The sequence below is a fragment of the Micromonospora sp. NPDC005305 genome (assembly GCF_040607315.1).
Classification (GTDB): domain Bacteria; phylum Actinomycetota; class Actinomycetes; order Mycobacteriales; family Micromonosporaceae; genus Micromonospora.
In genome coordinates this window covers 437,439-453,557 of sequence record NZ_JBEXGL010000001.1, presented here as the reverse complement: position 1 = coordinate 453,557, position 16,119 = coordinate 437,439, and the positions used below count along the sequence as shown (strand labels likewise).

General features: G+C 71.1%; 16 protein-coding genes. 3 read left to right on the top strand and 13 right to left on the bottom strand.

Going from position 1 to position 16,119, the window contains the following annotated elements; genetic code table 11:
• Positions 1-9: 9 nt before the first annotated feature.
• The 5 genes from ABZS80_RS02165 to ABZS80_RS02145 all read right to left on the bottom strand — a co-directional run bounded on the left by ABZS80_RS02165 (position 10) and on the right by ABZS80_RS02145 (position 6,316).
• On the bottom strand, positions 10-1,428 hold the full coding sequence (locus ABZS80_RS02165) for a transposase (RefSeq protein ID WP_355054023.1): 1,419 nt from the start codon (positions 1,426-1,428) through the stop codon (positions 10-12).
• On the bottom strand, positions 1,425-2,042 hold the full coding sequence (locus tag ABZS80_RS02160) for an IS607 family transposase (RefSeq protein ID WP_355054022.1): 618 nt from the start codon (positions 2,040-2,042) through the stop codon (positions 1,425-1,427). The genes ABZS80_RS02165 and ABZS80_RS02160 overlap by 4 nt, the downstream gene beginning before the upstream one ends.
• 156 nt (positions 2,043-2,198) lie before the next feature.
• Positions 2,199-4,352 (bottom strand): MMPL family transporter, encoded by a 2,154-nt coding sequence (locus tag ABZS80_RS02155; protein WP_355054021.1) that lies wholly within the window; start codon positions 4,350-4,352, stop codon positions 2,199-2,201.
• Between the two features lie 153 nt (positions 4,353-4,505).
• A complete protein-coding gene (locus ABZS80_RS02150; RefSeq protein ID WP_355054020.1) occupies positions 4,506-5,108 on the bottom strand; it encodes a hypothetical protein in 603 nt (200 codons plus the stop codon).
• Between the two features lie 26 nt (positions 5,109-5,134).
• Positions 5,135-6,316 carry an L-histidine N(alpha)-methyltransferase gene (locus ABZS80_RS02145; RefSeq protein WP_355054019.1) on the bottom strand — a complete coding sequence of 394 codons (1,182 nt, stop codon included), beginning with the start codon at positions 6,314-6,316 and terminating at the stop codon, positions 5,135-5,137.
• Between the two features lie 168 nt (positions 6,317-6,484).
• On the opposite strand from ABZS80_RS02145, the gene ABZS80_RS02140 reads away from it, so the two are divergent.
• Entirely contained in the window at positions 6,485-6,838 is a 354-nt protein-coding gene (locus ABZS80_RS02140) for a nitroreductase/quinone reductase family protein (protein ID WP_355054018.1), read from the top strand.
• 4 nt (positions 6,839-6,842) lie between these two features.
• On the opposite strand, the gene ABZS80_RS02135 is transcribed toward ABZS80_RS02140, so the two are convergent.
• The 8 genes from ABZS80_RS02135 to ABZS80_RS02100 all read right to left on the bottom strand — a co-directional run bounded on the left by ABZS80_RS02135 (position 6,843) and on the right by ABZS80_RS02100 (position 14,788).
• Positions 6,843-9,095 carry an FtsX-like permease family protein gene (locus tag ABZS80_RS02135; RefSeq protein ID WP_355054017.1) on the bottom strand — a complete coding sequence of 751 codons (2,253 nt, stop codon included), beginning with the start codon at positions 9,093-9,095 and terminating at the stop codon, positions 6,843-6,845.
• Positions 9,092-9,763 (bottom strand): ABC transporter ATP-binding protein, encoded by a 672-nt coding sequence (locus ABZS80_RS02130; RefSeq protein ID WP_355054016.1) that lies wholly within the window; start codon positions 9,761-9,763, stop codon positions 9,092-9,094. Before ABZS80_RS02130 ends, ABZS80_RS02135 begins: the two co-directional genes overlap by 4 nt.
• Positions 9,760-10,284, bottom strand: a complete 525-nt coding sequence (locus tag ABZS80_RS02125; RefSeq protein ID WP_355054015.1) for a PadR family transcriptional regulator — start codon at positions 10,282-10,284, stop codon at positions 9,760-9,762. Before ABZS80_RS02125 ends, ABZS80_RS02130 begins: the two co-directional genes overlap by 4 nt.
• Before the next feature lie 41 nt (positions 10,285-10,325).
• Positions 10,326-11,099 carry a PPOX class F420-dependent oxidoreductase gene (locus ABZS80_RS02120; RefSeq protein ID WP_355054014.1) on the bottom strand — a complete coding sequence of 258 codons (774 nt, stop codon included), beginning with the start codon at positions 11,097-11,099 and terminating at the stop codon, positions 10,326-10,328.
• A 68-nt stretch (positions 11,100-11,167) separates the two neighbouring features.
• On the bottom strand, positions 11,168-12,418 hold the full coding sequence (locus ABZS80_RS02115) for a hypothetical protein (protein WP_355054013.1): 1,251 nt from the start codon (positions 12,416-12,418) through the stop codon (positions 11,168-11,170).
• Between the two features lie 21 nt (positions 12,419-12,439).
• Positions 12,440-12,811, bottom strand: a complete 372-nt coding sequence (locus ABZS80_RS02110) for a YciI family protein (RefSeq protein ID WP_355054012.1) — start codon at positions 12,809-12,811, stop codon at positions 12,440-12,442.
• A gap of 1 nt (position 12,812) precedes the next feature.
• Entirely contained in the window at positions 12,813-13,463 is a 651-nt protein-coding gene (locus tag ABZS80_RS02105) for a DUF998 domain-containing protein (RefSeq protein ID WP_355054011.1), read from the bottom strand.
• Positions 13,464-13,540: 77 nt separating this feature from the next.
• Positions 13,541-14,788 carry an RNA polymerase sigma factor gene (locus ABZS80_RS02100; protein WP_355054010.1) on the bottom strand — a complete coding sequence of 416 codons (1,248 nt, stop codon included), beginning with the start codon at positions 14,786-14,788 and terminating at the stop codon, positions 13,541-13,543.
• Between the two features lie 126 nt (positions 14,789-14,914).
• On the opposite strand from ABZS80_RS02100, the gene ABZS80_RS02095 reads away from it, so the two are divergent.
• Positions 14,915-15,283: a VOC family protein gene (locus tag ABZS80_RS02095; RefSeq protein ID WP_355054009.1), complete on the top strand. Its 369-nt coding sequence runs from the start codon at positions 14,915-14,917 to the stop codon at positions 15,281-15,283.
• A gap of 99 nt (positions 15,284-15,382) precedes the next feature.
• Positions 15,383-16,117: a DUF2071 domain-containing protein gene (locus ABZS80_RS02090; RefSeq protein WP_355054008.1), complete on the top strand. Its 735-nt coding sequence runs from the start codon at positions 15,383-15,385 to the stop codon at positions 16,115-16,117.
• Positions 16,118-16,119: the final 2 nt, after the last annotated feature.

The following is a 16,119-nucleotide window of genomic DNA, read 5'->3' as shown; positions in this document are numbered from 1 at the left end:
GTCTGCTTCCTACTTATTGCTCATAGCTGAGCGGTTCGGATAATTCGCTCTCCGCCCAGCGGTGGCTGGGCTGGAGTCCTGGACCGGCAGTCTGGTCCGGTGGCGATCGGTCCTATCCTGCAGGATCTGCTTCACCCTGTGGTGCGGGGTGTGCAGGGCGATGTCGAGGTCACCGGCTCGCTGCAGGATGTTGATCGCGGCGTTCACGTCAGCCTGCCACACCACCCCGCACCAGGTGCAGTGAAACCGGTCCCCACTACGTCGGCCGAACCGGCCGCAGCGGTGACAAGTTTGTGAGGTGTAGGCGGCATTGACGTGCACGAGCGCAGAACCTCTGCGCTCCGACACGTTCTTGAGGGCCTCGGCGGTGACTCCTTTGGTCCATGCGTGGAGACGCCGGTTGATGTTCTTAGGAAGGGTCTTGCGGCCGGTGAAGCGTTTGGTGAGATCCTCGGCGATCACGGTGGCGGCCTTGTCCACGACCTCGTGCACCGCGGTGAAGACCTCCGTGCGCACCCGTGCCCGATGTCGGGCCGCCTGCCGATCCCGCTTGAGCGTGCCGAGGTTGTTGGCCTTGATCCGGTGCGCTTTCGCGTGGTCGCCACGCAGTGCGGCGTTGTTCGCGATTGAGCGGAGCTTCGCCCGACGCCGGTTGCGTTCCTTCAACCGGTCCGACTCAGCGGACAGCAGCACGCCGAGCTGTTCACCGTGGGGCTGGCCGTCGGAGTCGGTCAGGGCTTCGGTGTAGCCCTTGTCCACACCGATGGTCGCCTCGCCGCATGCTCGCTGTGATGAGCGCATCTGCGCCGCGTCGATCTGGTAGTGGACCTCCGCTCGGCCGCCGCGCAGGATCAGGCGCAGCGTCCCGGTGGGGGCGACGGTCGTGGACAGCGGGATTTTGACCATCTTGCGGGGTATGAGGCCGGGAATTGCCAGCCACAACCTGCCTCGGCCGTCAACGAGGGCGTTGTAGTTGTCGGCGCGCACCACGATCTGATCGTGGGTGCGGTTGTGGCCACGCTTCCAGTGCTTGCGCATCTGCCGGGCCAGGAACGGATCGTCAGGCCATTGGTCGGCCTTCAGCGCGGTGAACATCCGCTTGCGCTCGGCGGGATCGTTGGTGCGTCGGCTGACCGCCCGCCGGACGTCGACCTTGGCCGCCGCCAGGTTCGCGGCGATGTCGGCCATGGCGTCGCGGACGGTTTCCTTCCAGGCGTTCGCCAGCACACCAAACCGCGCGTGTGTGTCGTCGGCCAGCCACCGGTCGCGCACCTGCCGGTCTGTCAACCCGGACCCGACACCGGCGATCGAGCCGTAGCGCTGCCACACCTCGCTGCGCACCCGGCCCAACCGGCGGGCCTGTTCCGCCAGGGCGGCGTATTTGCCCGGATTCAGTCGGGCCGAGTAGGCGATCCGGGTGACCTTCACCGGTCACCCTCCATGGCCAAGTCCGCTCTTTCCAACTCCTTCTCGTAGCGGCGCAAACCGTCCAGCCGGCACGAGAAGGTGTGCACGACGGCCAGGAGGTCCTCGACCAACTCCTGCTGCGGGGACAGCGACTCCTGGTTGGCCACGACGATCTCGCAGCCGCCACGTGCCGCCACATGCTCCAGCAAGTCGAACCCGAACCGGGCCAACCGGTCCTGGTGCGCCACCACCAGCGTGGCGACCTCACCCCGGTCGACGGCGTCCATCAACGCCAGGAACTTTTCGCGGCGAAGGTCCATCCCGCCGCCGACCTCGCTGATCCACTCGTCCACGGCCAGACCACGAGCGAGGCAGAACTGTTGCATCGCCGCCACCTGCGAGGCCAAGTCAAGCTTCTGGCCCGGCGACGACACCCGGCAGTACACCACAACCTTCCGCCGGACGGCGTCGAAGCCCGGCTGCAGCACCCTGCGCACATCCGAATCGTCGAAATACCGCTGCCCGGACGGCAGACGACGGGCCGCGATCCGGCCCTCCGCCTCCCACCGGCGCACCGTACTCACCGAACGGCCCACCCGCTTAGCAAACTCGCCGATCCGATAAACACCACCCACGGCAATCCATTGTGGACAGCTCTAGAAAGGAAAGCAAGCACTAGTAGCTGCTCCTTGAGACGCCCGCACGCCGGTCCGGGTTGCATCTCACCGGCGTACCGGGCGTCGGCTCGATGCGAGCCCGCCGGGCCGGTCCTGTGCCGCCCGAGCCGACCGCTAGGCGTTCGCCACGTTCGCGGGCTCCGGCGGGGCCTGCGGCCCGCTGACCCGCCGCTCGTCCCCATGCCCCGGCCACCACGCCCTGTGCCCGATCAGCGCCGTCAACGCCGGCACGAAGAACATCGACATGACGAACGCCGACAGCACGATCCCGATCGCCACCGCGAACCCCATCTGCTGCAGGAACGAGATCGGCGCGAGCATCAACACCCCGAAGGTCCCGGCCAGGATCAACCCGGCCGCGGCCACGGTCGGCCCGGCATGCTCCACGCCGATGGCAGCCGCCTCATGCGGCTCGTTCCCTTCCCGCGCCTCCTCCCGCAGCCGCGCGATCATCAGGATGTTGTAGTCCGTCCCGATCGCCACCACGAACAGGTACAGGATGATCGGCAGCTGGAAGGTCACCCCGGGCTTGCCCTGCAGCCCTTGGAACAGGTAGACCGTCGCGCCCAGGGTCGCCGCGAAGTTGAGCAGCACTGCGATCACCAGGTAGATGGGCGCGACCAGGCTGCGCAGCAGCAGCGCGAGGATCAGCGCGATCAGCCCCGCCGCCACGGGGAGGATCACCGACAGGTCGCGGTTGTTCGCCGAGTTGATGTCCGCGAAGATCGCGGTCGTTCCGCCGACGAGCGCCTTGGTGCCCGGCGGGGCCGCCGCGTGCACGGCGTCCCGCAGATCGTCCCGGACGAGCGTGATCGCCTCGTTGGACACCGGGTTCTCGTTCAGCAGCAGGTTGACCCGGGCCACGCTCGGGTCGCTGCTGCGCTCCGGCGGCTGCGCCTGGCCCACGCCGGGCGCCTTCGCCACGACCGCCGCGAAGTCGGTGACCTGCTGCTCGGTCAGCGGCGTCCCGTTGCCGGTCGTGAGGTAGACCTCGGTGGGCGCGAGGGCACCGGCGGCGAACCCGCGCTGCAGGTCCTTGGCGGCCTTCGCCGACTCGGTGTCCTGCGGGAAGCCGGCGCTGAAGTCGTAGTCGGCCTTGTAGCCGAGCACCCCGGCGGCGAGCGCGACCAGCAGGGCGCCGGAGGCCGCCGCGACGAGCGCCGGTCGGCGGCCGACCGTGGTGCCGAGGCGCCGCGACAGGGTGGCCTTGGGGGTACGTTGCCACGCCTTGGACGGCCAGAAGACGTACCGGCCGAGCAGGGAGACGACCGCCGGGATGAGGGTGAGCGAGGTGATGAGCATGACGGCGACGGCGATGGCGAGCGCCGGGCCGAGCGAGCCGAAGAAGCCCAGGGAGGCCAGCAGCAGCACGAGGAACGCGACGATGACGGCTCCCGCGGCCGAGGTGATGACCTCGCCGACCCGCTGGACGGAGACGATCATCGCGGTGCGCTTGTCGTCGCCGGCGCGCAGCCGTTCCCGGTAGCGGAAGAGCAGGAACAGGATGTAGTCGGTGCCGATGCCGAACAGCACGATCAGCAGGATCGTCTGCAGGTCCTGGCTGACGTTCAGGTCGAACGCCTTGCCCGCCGCGGCGACGAGCCCGGTGGTGATGGTCAGCACGGCGCTGACGACCACGACGGGCAGCAGCGCCGCGATGGGGCTGCGGAAGATGATCAAGATCAGTCCGATGATCAGGATGATCGTCGCGACGCCGACCACGGCGAAGGCGCTGTTGAAGGTGTCCTCGTTGTCGACGAAGCTCGCCACGTCGCCGGCCACGCCGGCGCTCAGCCCGCTGCCGGCCAGCTCGGGGCCGAGGGCACCCCGCAGATCGCGTACGGCGTCGAGCAGCGCGGGGTCGTCGGGGGTGGTGGCGTCGAGCCCGACGGTGACCACCTGCACCGACCTGTCCGGCGCCACGGCCGGCGGGCCGGTCAGGTAGCCGGACGTCTTCGGGATGTTGCGGGCCTTGAGCGACTGGGCGACCTGACCCACCTTCGCCTCGTCGGCGGGGGTGAGTTTCTGCCCGTCGGCGCGCTTGACCACGATGGTCGCCGTGGCGGTGGCCTGCTGCGGGAACGCCTTCTGCCCGAGCTCGGTGGCCTGCACCGATTCGTAGGAGTGGGGCAGGAAGCTCTCCTGGTCGGCGGAGGTGATGTCGCTCAGCGACGGCGTGGTGGCGATGATGGCGATGGCCGCGAGCACCCAGCCGGCGATGACCCACCACGCCTTGCCTACGACGAATCTGCCCAGCCGCTCGAACATGGTTTCCCCCGGATGTGTTCGGCTCACCTGTTGTCGGGAGCCCAGAGCACCAGTGGGCCCGCCCGTCACCGTGACGGCAGCCTTCGCTACCCGCGGTGCATCGTACCGTCGGGGTGCAATCCTTTTCGGACGCTGCACCGCCGCGGCGGGCCCTTATCGAGGGGCGCGCCGTGCGGTCAGGGGCGGCGTGGCCAGCAGCGCGATGAGGTGTTCCTGCATGCGCTCCAGTGGACCGTCGGCGCTGTGCAGTCCCTGGTGAAGGTCGCGGAGCACCTCGTCGGACCCGTTGGTGAAGGCCAGGATCTCGGCGAGGGAGAGCTGGTGGTTGAAGATCTCCGCCTCGTTCCGCCAGTCATGGAGCATGCTGGACAGCCCCTCGTCGCGCCCGGGGGACAGCACGGCCGACGACAGCGCGGCGTTCACCGCCGACAGGTTCATCCGGGGGTAGACCTGCCGGCGGGCCGGCTGTGCGGCTCCCACCGCGAAGGGCGGGGACGCGAGGACCTTCTGGTTGTCCCGCAACTCCTCGGCGATGGCCTGGAGGGCCTCCGCACGCCGCTCCCGGCCCGCCGCCCACCGTTCGGCGACGATGCCGGTGATGCCACCGAGCAGGCCCAGGATCTGGACCGCCGGCTCGAAGCGCGACGTGCCGGCCGACCGGCTCCACCAGACGGCGCTGACGACGAAGGCCACCGCCAGGCTGCCGGCGGTGACCAGCATGATCCAGGTGCGGGGCGCCGTCAGCCACGACGGCACGGGCGTCGGGCGCGGTGGTCCGCCCGTCATGTGCCGGGGCGGCGGAACACGTCCCGGGCGGCCGTGTCGTGGCCGTTGCCGCCGTCGCTGCTCGACAGGAGCATGAGGTCCATGCCGAACCGGCGGGCCCGCTCGTAGGCCTGGAACTGCGTGAACGCCTCGCTCTCCACGAACAGGCCGGCCTTGGCCAGCGCGGCGGCGAGGGCCTTGAGCTGGTATTTCCGGGTGATGAGGAGGCGGATGGTGTCGCCGCTCGGGAAGCTGACCTCGCTGCGGTTCGGCAGCACGATCTTGAGGTCCTCGGCGGACCGGTTGCAGTAGATCACCTTGATGACCAGGGACCGCCCCTCCTCGACGACCCCCTCGAAGCGGACGTAGTTCATGTTCACCGAGAGGTCCGTGTTCTGGCGCAGGGCGCTGATGACGAACTCGCGGAACACCCAGCTGGTCTCGTACTCGCGGGCGGCCTGCTGCGCCATCCGTTCGTCGAGTTGCGACGCGGTGGCGACCTCCACGAGCAGCCGGTCCTGCGGGCGCAGGAGTTGCCGGCTCAGCCGCTCGACCAGCTCGACGTCCTCGTCGAAGTTGGCCATCGTGTTGCCGAGCAGGGAGAACAGCACCGGCTCGTCCCCGATGAGCCGGTCGCGCAGTTCGTTCAGCTCGGTCACGTTCTCCTCGACCGAGAAGTCGAGTTGCACCGGCAGCAGTTGATTGCGGAACTGCCGGAAGAAGGGCAGGGCCTTTATCGGCTTCAAGCCCAGGCGCAGCATCTCCGCGCTCATGTCGACGGGCACGTAGTACATCTCCGGGTTCGCCCGCTGGAGGTCGGCCAGCACCACGGCGTCCTTCTCCCCTGTACCGGGGCCGAGGCTGACGTAGTGGTAGGGCCGGCCGTTGTGCCGGGAGTGCAGGCTCCGCCAGCGCCGGCTGAAGGTCTCGATCCCGTCGCGCATGACCGGGTAGTTGGGGTCCGTGCAGGCCCGCTGCCAGTTGACCGCCGGTTCGATTCCCCAGTACGAGTAGCCGGACACGATCCTCTTCTCGTCACCGGTGGACGAGAAGGGGCGCTGCAGCTCGGCGGCCAGCTCGTTGAGCTTGCGGGACTGGTCCTCACCGACCAGGCACAGCGACCAGGAGAACTCGGTTTCCGAGATGACCTTCTCGAGTCTGCGCAGAAGCTTCAACTGTTCCCTGGCCGGCTGATCCATGTTGTGCCATCCCCGAGCGAGGTCGGTCCCCATGCTCCGCCCGCCAACCTTAACAGCGTCGAAGTCTCCTCTGTGGACCCGTGATCAGGGCCTCGACAAGGTCGCGGATTCCACGACGGCCGGGCGCGGGAGCGCCTAGCCTGGCGGAGAGGCGCAAGGGGGGAAATCGTGGCGAACGTGGTCTGGGACGCCCTGGACGGGGTCCGCGAGGTCGAGATCACCGTGACCGGCCGGAGGACCGGCCGGCAGATCACCCACCCGGTGTGGTTCGTGCTGGACGAGGACAGCGTGTTCCTGGTTCCGGTGACCGGCTCGGACAGCCAGTGGTACAAGAACGTCCGGGAGACCCCGATGATCGAGGTGTCGGCGAACGGGACGGCACTGAGTTCGAGTGCCACCCCGATCACCGAGGCCGACCGGGTGAACCACGTGGTGGAGCTGTTCAAGGCCAAGTACGGCGCCGACACGGTGGAGAACTACTACCCGAAGCACGACGTGGCGGTCCAGGTCCCGCTCGGCTAACGCTCTAGTCGTTGCGCGCCGTCTCCGGTCCGGTGATCCGACGCAGCAGCGGCAGCGTCGAGGCGACGATCGCCAGCGACGCCGCCAGCCCGCCGGCGACCATCAGGTAGAACGACCCGTCCGGCGCCAGCAGCGTGTAGCCGAGCTGCGCCCGCAGGAACAGGTGCGCCGCCAGGAACCCCATCCCGATCGCCACCACGGCGACGAGCAGCAGCGGCACGACGGTTTCCAGCGCCACCACCCCCCGCAGCGTGCGCAGCTGCACCCCGGTCAGGCGCAGCATGCTGAACGGCCGCTTCCGGTCGCTCAGCCCACCGGCCACGCTCACCGCCAGGCTGCACCCGGCGATCGGCAGGCTGGCCAGCATGATCACGTTGGCCAGCTGCTGGAACTGCACCATGAGCCGGGCGGAGTTCGACTCCCACTCGGCGACGCTGGACGGGAAGCGCACCGTCGGGAACGCGGAGATCAGCATGGTGCGGGCCTGCTCGAACGCGGCGCGGCTGGCGGTGTCGACGACCACCGACCGGATCGGTTGCCGCTCGACCTGCGCCGGATCCAGGTCGGCAGCCGCCCAGACGTAGCTGTCGTTGGTCAGATCCCACGCGCGCTCCCCGATGAGGTCGTCGGCCACGGCCGCGACCCGCGCGCCGGCGGGGCAGCTGCCGAACACCGCCAGCCGGTCCAGCTCGGCGCAGGTGATGACGCCCGGCCACCACCATCGATAGGCGGCGGCTCCCGCCGGTGTCCCGCGTACCTCCATCGGCGGTGGCTCGGTGACGGGATTGGCGCGGACCAGGGTCACGCTGCGTACCCCGGAGATCGTCGCGAGACCGGCCGGGATCTGGTCCGCGGTCGGCGCCGGGCCCTCCTCAGGCGGGAACCACATGGACAGGGACGTGGCGGCCACCGAGTCGGTGCGCGGCTCGCCTCGGTTGGCCACGTAGGTGGTGATGATGCCGGTGGCGACGCTGGTGACGAAGAGCGCCACGATCAGGCCGCTGACGGACCGGAAGCCGGCCCGGGGGTTGTCGGCGAGGCGCCGCCCGGCGATGAGCGCCGCCGGCCGGCTCGCCCGCCCGGCCAGCAGCCGCGCGCCGGCCATGGTCAGCCAGGGACCGGCCAGCACCAGCCCGATCAGGATCAGCAGAAACCCCGAGAGGTACGCGGTGAGCTGCCCGTTGGTCGTGGGCGGGCGCCGGCCGACGAAGTACGCCAGCTCGACGAGCCCGGCGACCAGCGGGATCAGCCGCCAGGCGCGCGGCGGTTTCGGGGTGACCCGGCGCGCGACGCCCAGCGGGGAGATCTGCACCCGGCGCAGCGCCAGCCAGGAGGCCACGACGGCGCCGAGCGGGATGCCGAGCGCGACGGCCAGCACGTCGACGGCGGTGAGCGACAGGTCGGTGGTGAAGAACGCCTCGCCGGTGAACGGGATGGCGGCGATGCCGGGCCGGGCCGCGAGGAACAGGGCGAACCCGCTGAGGGTGCCGGCCACGGCGGCGAGGGTCGACTCCACGGCCGAGATGAGGGAGATCTGCCGTGGGGTGGCGCCGATGAGCCGCATGGCGGCGAAGCGCTGTTCCCGCCGGGTGGCGGCCAGCCGGGTCGCGGTGCCGATGAAGATGAGCACCGGGAAGAGCAGTGCGGCGGCGACGATGGACAGCACGAGGGCCATGCCGTCGTGGTTGATGCCGACGTAGCAGCCGCGGGAGCAGCTGTCCGGCGAGGTGGTCATGATCTGGGTGACCTTGCGGGCGCCCAGCGGTTCGAGGTCGGCCGGGGTGCGGCCGATGACGATGAGCAGCGAGTCCGGCGAGGGCAGCGCCTCCCGGCCGATGGTGCCGACGTCGCGGCCGGGGAAGCGGTCGCCGAGTTCCGCGGCCGGGGTGGCGCGCAGCAGCTCGCCGAGGGCGGGTGAGACGTAGAACTGGCCCGGCCCGGGCAGCTTCGGGAGGCCCGGCGGGACGGGGGCGTCGGGGCCGGTCGCCGCGACCTCGACCCGGCCGATGGACCGGCCGTGGAAGTAGTCCTCCCGGATGAGCCACCACATCGGCTCCACGGACGGGTCGGCCGAGGCTGGGGCGACGGCGGTGTTGAGCCAGGCGTAGCGCTGGTTCTGCGCGTCGACGGCGTTCATGCCGGCCAGCGTGGTGAGGAGCATGCCGACGCCGAGCGCCACGGCGGCGGCGATGACGACGAGCCGGGTGGCGGCCTCGCGCCCGCCGGCCAGGGACAGCCGGACCGCGAACCGGATCATGCCGACACCAGCGCGTTCACCCTGCCGTCGCGCACGATGACCTGCCGGTCGGCGTACGCGGCCACGCGGGCGTCGTGGGTGACGAGGACGACGGTCGTGCCCTGGTCGCGGGCCGAGGAGACCAGCAGGTCCATGACCTGCTCGCCGGTCAGCGAGTCGAGCGCGCCGGTCGGCTCGTCGGCGAACAGCGCGCCGGGCCGGGCGACGAGGCCACGGGCCAGCGCGACCCGTTGCGCCTGCCCGCCGGACAGCTCCCCGGAGCGGCGCCGCTCCAGCCCGGCCAGGTCGAGCCGCTCGAACCAGGGCCGCGCCTCCTTCAGCGCGGCGGCCCGCTTGACGCCGTTGAGCAGCAGCGGCAGCGCGACGTTCTCCTCGGCGGTCAGCTCAGGCACGAGCTGACCGGACTGGAACACGAAGCCGAACCGGTCCCGGCGCAGCACGCTGCGCTGGTTCTCGCCGAGGGTGTCGATCCGGCGGCCGTCGAAGTGGATCTCGCCGGCGTCCGGCACCAGGATCCCGGCCAGGCAGTGCAGCAGGGTGGACTTCCCGGAGCCGCTCGGGCCCATGATCGCGACGATCTCGCCCGGTGCCACCGCGACGCTGGCGCCGCGCAGCGCCGGGGTCTCGCCGAAGGACAGCACCACGTCGCGCGCCTCGACCGCCGTCATCCCCGCACCTCCTTGGCGAGCGCGTCCAGCCGGGCGGCCGTGGTGTCGATCCAGTGCAGGTCGGCCTCCAGGTGGAACAGGCCGTGGTCGGCCAGCATGGCGTCGACCAGCGAGCCGGAGCGCTTGATGTCGGTGAGTTCCTTCATCCGGCCCAGGTGGGCGGCGCGCTGGCGGTCGAGGTACTCCTCGGCGGGGCGCCCGAGCATGAGCGCCAGCACGACCTTGGTGAACAGGACCGTCTGCAGGTTGGGCTCGGCCGGGACGGGTTCGGTGAGCCACGACTCGACCTCGGTGGCGCCGCGGTCGGTGATGACGTAGCGCTTGCGCTCCGGGCCGACGCCCGGCTCGACGTCGCCGATCACGATCTTGCCGTCGCGGGCGAGCCGGCTCAGGGTCGCGTAGACCTGCCCGAACGGCAGTGGCTTGCCCCGGCTGAAGAAGGCGTCGTAGTCGCGCTTGAGGTCGTAGCCGTGGCTGGGCTCGCGTTCGAGCAGGCCGAGGAGGGTCATGGGAACGCTCATGGCGTCACCATACCCTGAGCGTATACCTCGCGTATATACCTTCAGCGTGCAGTCAGTTCGAAGTGCACGGTGCGGCCGGTCCTCGCCCGCCCGAGCCGGTGCGTCAGCGGCACGAGCACCCCGTGCAGCAGGGGGTGCTTCCCGACCAGCGCCCGGCTCGCCGCCCGGTACTCGGCCCCGTCCAGCCGCCGCGCCACCGCCTCGACCGCCGGCCCGGTCGGCTTGCCGAGCGCCGTCGACGGCGCCACGGTCACCCGCGGGTTGTTGCGGATCCGCCGGGTCTTCCACGCCTTCTCGAAGCTGCGCACGTACGCCCGCTCCCCCGCGACCGCGACGCTCACGGCCGTCGGCACGGCGGTGCCGTCCCGCTTGAACGTCGTCAGCACCACGGTCTTCTGCCGCACCAGCGGCGCCCAGCCGGGCGCCGGCGCGGGATCGACGTACCCGACCACCCAGCCGAGCTGCCGCAGCCGGGCGACCAGCGCGGCCAGCGCGAGGAGGGCCGACAGCAGGACCAGCCAGGTCTGGGCCGCGCTGCCGCCCAGGTCGGCGTCGACCACGTGCGACAGGGTGTGCGCCGCCGCGCCGATGACGTAGCCGGCCAGGGCGACCGCCAGGGCGTCGGCCCAGATGAGCGCCAGCAGCAGGGTCGCCCCGATGCCGAGCTGGAACGCCCCGACGTCGTGCACGAAGTGCTCGTGCGGCGGGAAGTTCACCGCCGAGCTGAACGAGTCAGCCCGGGTCAGCGCCCAGACCCCGACGACCAGTGACGCCGCGCCGAGCAGGGCGGCCGTCCCGCGTACCAGTGCTCTCATGTCCGTGGGACGGCCCGGCGCCCGGCGGTGTGACCGCCGGACGCCGAGGCTGAGCGATGGGCAGGTGGTCAGGGTGCGATCCGGGCCCACACCGTGCCGAGGGACCACCGCATTGTCGACTTGCTGTTGATCTCCATGTCGTTGGTGATCGAGCCGTCGCTGCTGCGGGTGCCGGCACGGATGTGCACGGTCTGGCCCCGCTGAATCGGGCCGTTGCTGAACAGTCGCGCCGTGAAGGCACCGCCCTGCGTGAGGAACTCCCGGACGATGACGCCGGTGCGGTCGGTGTTCCAGTTGAAGCGGGACATCAAGGCGAACGACGGCGCGGTGACGTTGGGATGCAGGACATGCATCATCAGGAAGTTCTCCTGCGTGGTTGACGAGTCCGAGACGCCGAACTCGTCCACCACCCGTAGCTCGTGCAGGGCGCGGCCGCACCGCGCCTCGATGAAGATCTCCACCGCGCCCGTTGCCGGTGCCAGGAAGTTGAACCCGATCTGCGTGTCGACGACCGCCCAGCCGTTGTCGAAGTCGTCCGCGTCGTTGTTGTCGAGCGTGAGGTCGTGACCGGTCAGTCCGGTGAAACGGTCGAGAGCGTGCGCCCGTCCGATCCGGAAGCCGCCGAGGTTGTGCGGGTCGAAGCCCTGCTGGGTGCCGGGGTAGGGCGGACGGAACGGCGTCCAGGCGTGTGGGTCGTCCCGGCTCCCGCCCTGATCCGGGGGTGTCGGCGCTTGGGCGTCGTGCAGCCACGAGGCGTATCCGCCGGTCGCCTCGGTGCGGGGCAGCAGCTCCTGCACCGCCGCCTTCGTCTCGGCGGCGATGCGCTTCAGCTCCGTTTCGTCGACGCCCAGGCTGTCGAAGTATGCCTGGACGTTCGCCCTGCGCTGGGCGTCGAGGGCCGCGTAGTCGGCGTCCAGGCCGAGGGGCGGTTGGAGGAGGTCGCGGAATCTCACGCGTTCGCCGTGCATCCGCTTCCGCAGCGACAACCAGTTCTCCTCGCCGAGAAGGTCGCGGATGCGGCGATTGCCGCGCTCGACGGTGTCCGCCAGCCGCACGTCACGGATCTCGGCCGCACTGCGCCGGCGTCGGTCGTAGTCCTCGGCAACCTCCTCCGCCCTGCGACGATCCGCTTCCGGGGTGTCGAGGTCGAAGGGCATGTGGTACTGGCTGGAGTACTGTCCCGCTAGCATGATTCCCCCTGGTGGCAGCGTCGGGACGAACCGACATAAACCGGACAATAGGGACGACAGTAGCGGCGCACCCGGCTGCTCACGGCCGAAACCACGATTCCTGCCGGGCGGTGCCCGGTACCGGTTCACACCGACACCGGCCGCCTTCGGTCAGCCCTCGTGCGGTCCCTCACTCACCCGCCGCACGTCCACCTCGACGTCGATGCCGCTCTCGGTGAAGACGTCGACGAACCGCTTGGCCCACTCGACGGCCTCCTCCTTCGACCGCACCTCGACCAGGCCGAACCCGGCGATCAGTTCCTTGGTCTCGGTGAACGGCCCGTCGGTGACAGTCTTCTTGCCCTTGGTGGCGGTGATCCGCGCCGACTCCTCGCTGCTCTTGCAGAGCCCCTCGGCGGCCACCAGAATCCCGGCCTTGACGACCTCCTCCATGTAGGCCCCCATCCGCTTCATGAACTCCGGCGACGGCTCGAAGTTCCCGGGAACGGCCTCGTCCAGCTTGTGCATCATCATGAATCGCATGTCAGTGCTTCCTCTCGGTGATCGTGTGCAGGGAAACCGCGGTGAGCCAACCGAAGACCAGGGCCGAGCCGAGCACCATCCGGACGCTCACGCTGTCCTGGTCCGGCCAGGCCATGACGACGACGGTCGCCGCGGCGACGAGGATCGACGACAGCGCGCCCACCCGACCGAAGCGGCGGGCGAACACGAGGCAGGCGACGGTGAGCGAGCCGAAGGAGAGCATCGCCCCGACCCCGTGGCCGTAGGAGTGCCAGCTCATCGACTCCGGGTTGCCCTCCGGGGCGCCGGCCGGCCAGCCCATGCTCGGGTCGGCGCGGAGCACCCCGGCGACGACGAGGCCGACGCCGAGCACGGCGACCAGCGCCGGCCCCCACGTCCCGGCCCGCCCGCCGCGCAGGGCCCGGCGGAAGCCGGCGGCCCCGGCGAGGGCCAGCAGGCCGGAGACGACGAAGGTGGCGATCTGGATCCAGCCGTGCTCACCGAGAGCGAGCAGGCTGAGCGGTTGCCGGCTCAGGTCGAATCCGTCGCGGGTGAACGCCTGGGCGAGGCCCAGGCCGAGGAACAGCGGCCCGGCGGCGGCGCCCGCCGCGAGCAGGGTGGCGGTCGAGACCCCTCGTGCGGTGTCGGCCCGGGTGAGTGTCGTGCTGGTCATCTCGATCTCCTCGTCATCGGTTCTCGCTGACGCGTCGATCGGGACGACCGGGATCCGACATCACTTCTCAAGATTTTTTACGAGCCGCAGGCGGCGGCGCGGCCGAGCAGCAACGCGCGCTCGCGGGCATTGCCGGTCAGCGACGCCGCCCGCTCGAACTCCGCCCGGGCCTCGGGCAGCCGGCCGAGCTTGAACAGCAGGTCACCGACCACGCTCGGCAGCAGGTGGTAGCCGGCCAGCGCCGGCTCGGACTCCAGCTCCCGGGCCAGTTCCAGGCCGGCGGCGGGCCCGTCGGCCTGGGCGACGGCGACGGCCCGGTTCAGCTCCACCACGGGCGAGGGCACGAGCCGGGCCAGCTCCGCGTAGAGGGCCGCGATCCGCGCCCAGTCGGTCTCCTGCGGGGTACGCGCCCGCGCGTGGCAGGCGGCGGTCTCGGCCTGGAGGGTGTACGGGCCGGGGTGGTCAGTGCGGGCCCGGTCGAGGGCGGCGAGGCCGCGCCGGATGAGCCACTGGTCCCAGCGGCCGCGGTCCTGGTCGTTGAGGAGGATCGGCGTGCCGTCGGGGGCGGTGCGGGCGCGGGTGCGGGACGCCTGGATCTCCAGCAGCGCGGCGAGGCCGTGCACCTCGGGTTCGTCGGGCATGAGCCCCTGGAGCAGCCGGACCAGGCGCAGCGCCTCCTGGGCGAGGGTGGGGCGCATCCAGTCGTCGCCGGCGGTGGCCGAGTAGCCCTCGTTGAAGATGAGGTAGACGACCTCCAGGACCGAGTCGAGGCGTTCGGCGCGCTCGGCCGGGCCGGGCACCTCGAAGGGGATCCGGGCGGCGGCGAGGGTCTGCTTGGCCCGGGTGATGCGCTGGCCGACGGTGGGTTCGGTGGTGAGGAAGGCGCGGGCGATCTCGCCGGTGGTGAGGCCGCCGACCAGCCGCAGGGTGAGCGCGGCACGGGCGATGGGCGACAGGACCGGGTGGCAGGCCACGAAGACCAGCCGCAGCAGGTCGTCCTCGATGCGCTCGTCGAGGGCGGCGTCGAAGTCGGGGGTGACCTGCTCGTCGAGGTCGCGGCCGAGTTCGGCGAGCGTACGCTGCTGGGTCTGCCGGCGGCGCAGCGTGTCGACCGCCCGGCGCTTGCCGACGGTGGTCAGCCACGCCCCCGGGTTGGCCGGGACGCCGTCGCGCGGCCACTGTTCGAGGGCGGCGACGAGCGCGTCCTGGGCGAGTTCCTCGGCCAGGCCGACGTCACGGACCAGGGCCGCGATGCCGGCGACGACCCGGGCGGCCTCCATGCGCCACACCGCCTCGACGGTGCGCCGCGCGTCGGACTCCCCCACGCGCTCATCACAGCAGGTCAGGCCGACGTTTCGCCAGCATCTGTATGGTCCGGCACTGCGCGGGCGGGGAAGTGTCGCAGGCAGCTCGTAGCCTGGCGCGGTCATCGACGATCGCTGGGAGGCGTTGTGCTCGACCACTTCTCCGTCATGGTGCGCGACCTGCCGGCCAGCGCCGCCTTCTACGACGCGGTGCTCGCCCCGCTGGGCGGCCGCCGGATCATGGAGCCGGGCCCGATCGGCTACGGCGTCGACAGTCCCGACTTCTGGCTGGTGCCCGCGCCCACCGACGGCGGCGCGCCGCTCGAGGCGCACATCGCCTTCACGGCCCCCGACCGGGCCGCCGTGCAGGCGTTCCACGACGCCGCGGTGGCGGCCGGCGCCGAGGTGCTGCACGCGCCGAGGGTGTGGCCGGAATACCACCCGACCTACTTCGGGGCGTTCGTCCGCGACCCGGACGGCAACAACGTCGAGGCGGTCTGCCACCGGCCCGAGTGAGCCGTCCGTTCGTTGAACCGGGGGCCCACGCGGGCCGGAGAGGCCTCCGGCACCTGCTGGCGTTCCTCTCCCGACCGGGGGACGGGGCACGATGGGGGCGTGGACGTCGAGCCGGTCGACTGCGCGCCCGTACGGGCGTTCCCGCGTGCCTGGCTGCGGCAGCGCTGGCGGGATCTCACGTTCCTGCACTGGGCGGTCGCGCCGGAGGTGGTCGCGCCGCTGCTGCCGGCCGGCACCCGGCCGGACACCATCGACGGGCTCAGCTATGTCGGGCTGATCGGCTTCCGGATGGTCGGGCTCGGTTTCGGCCGGGGACCGGGCGTGCCGTACTTCGGCACGTTCTGGGAGACCAACGTCCGGCTGTACTCCGTCGACGGCACCGGGCGGCGGGCCGTGGTGTTCCGCTCGCTCGACGCGTCCCGCCTGGTGCCGGTGCTGGTCGCGCAGGTGAGCCTGCGGCTGCCGTACAAGTGGTCGGCCATGCGGCTGGAGCGGGACGGGGACCGCCTCACCTACCGCTGCCGCCGGCGCTGGCCCGGCCCCGCGGGGGCGGCGAGCCGGATGGCGGTCCGGGTCGGTGAGCCGATCGCCGACCCGACGCCGCTGGAGCACTTCCTCACGGCCCGCTGGGGCCTGCACACCCGGGCGTACGGGCGCACCCTGCACCTGCCGAACTGGCATCCCCAGTGGCCGTTGCACCGGGCCGAACTGCTGCACCTGGACGACGAACTGGTCACCGCCGCCGGGTTGCCGCCGCCGGTCGGGCCACCGGCCAGCGTGCTCCACTCTCCCGGCATCCCCGTCGTGTTCGGCGGGCCGGCGCCACTGGGTTGAGT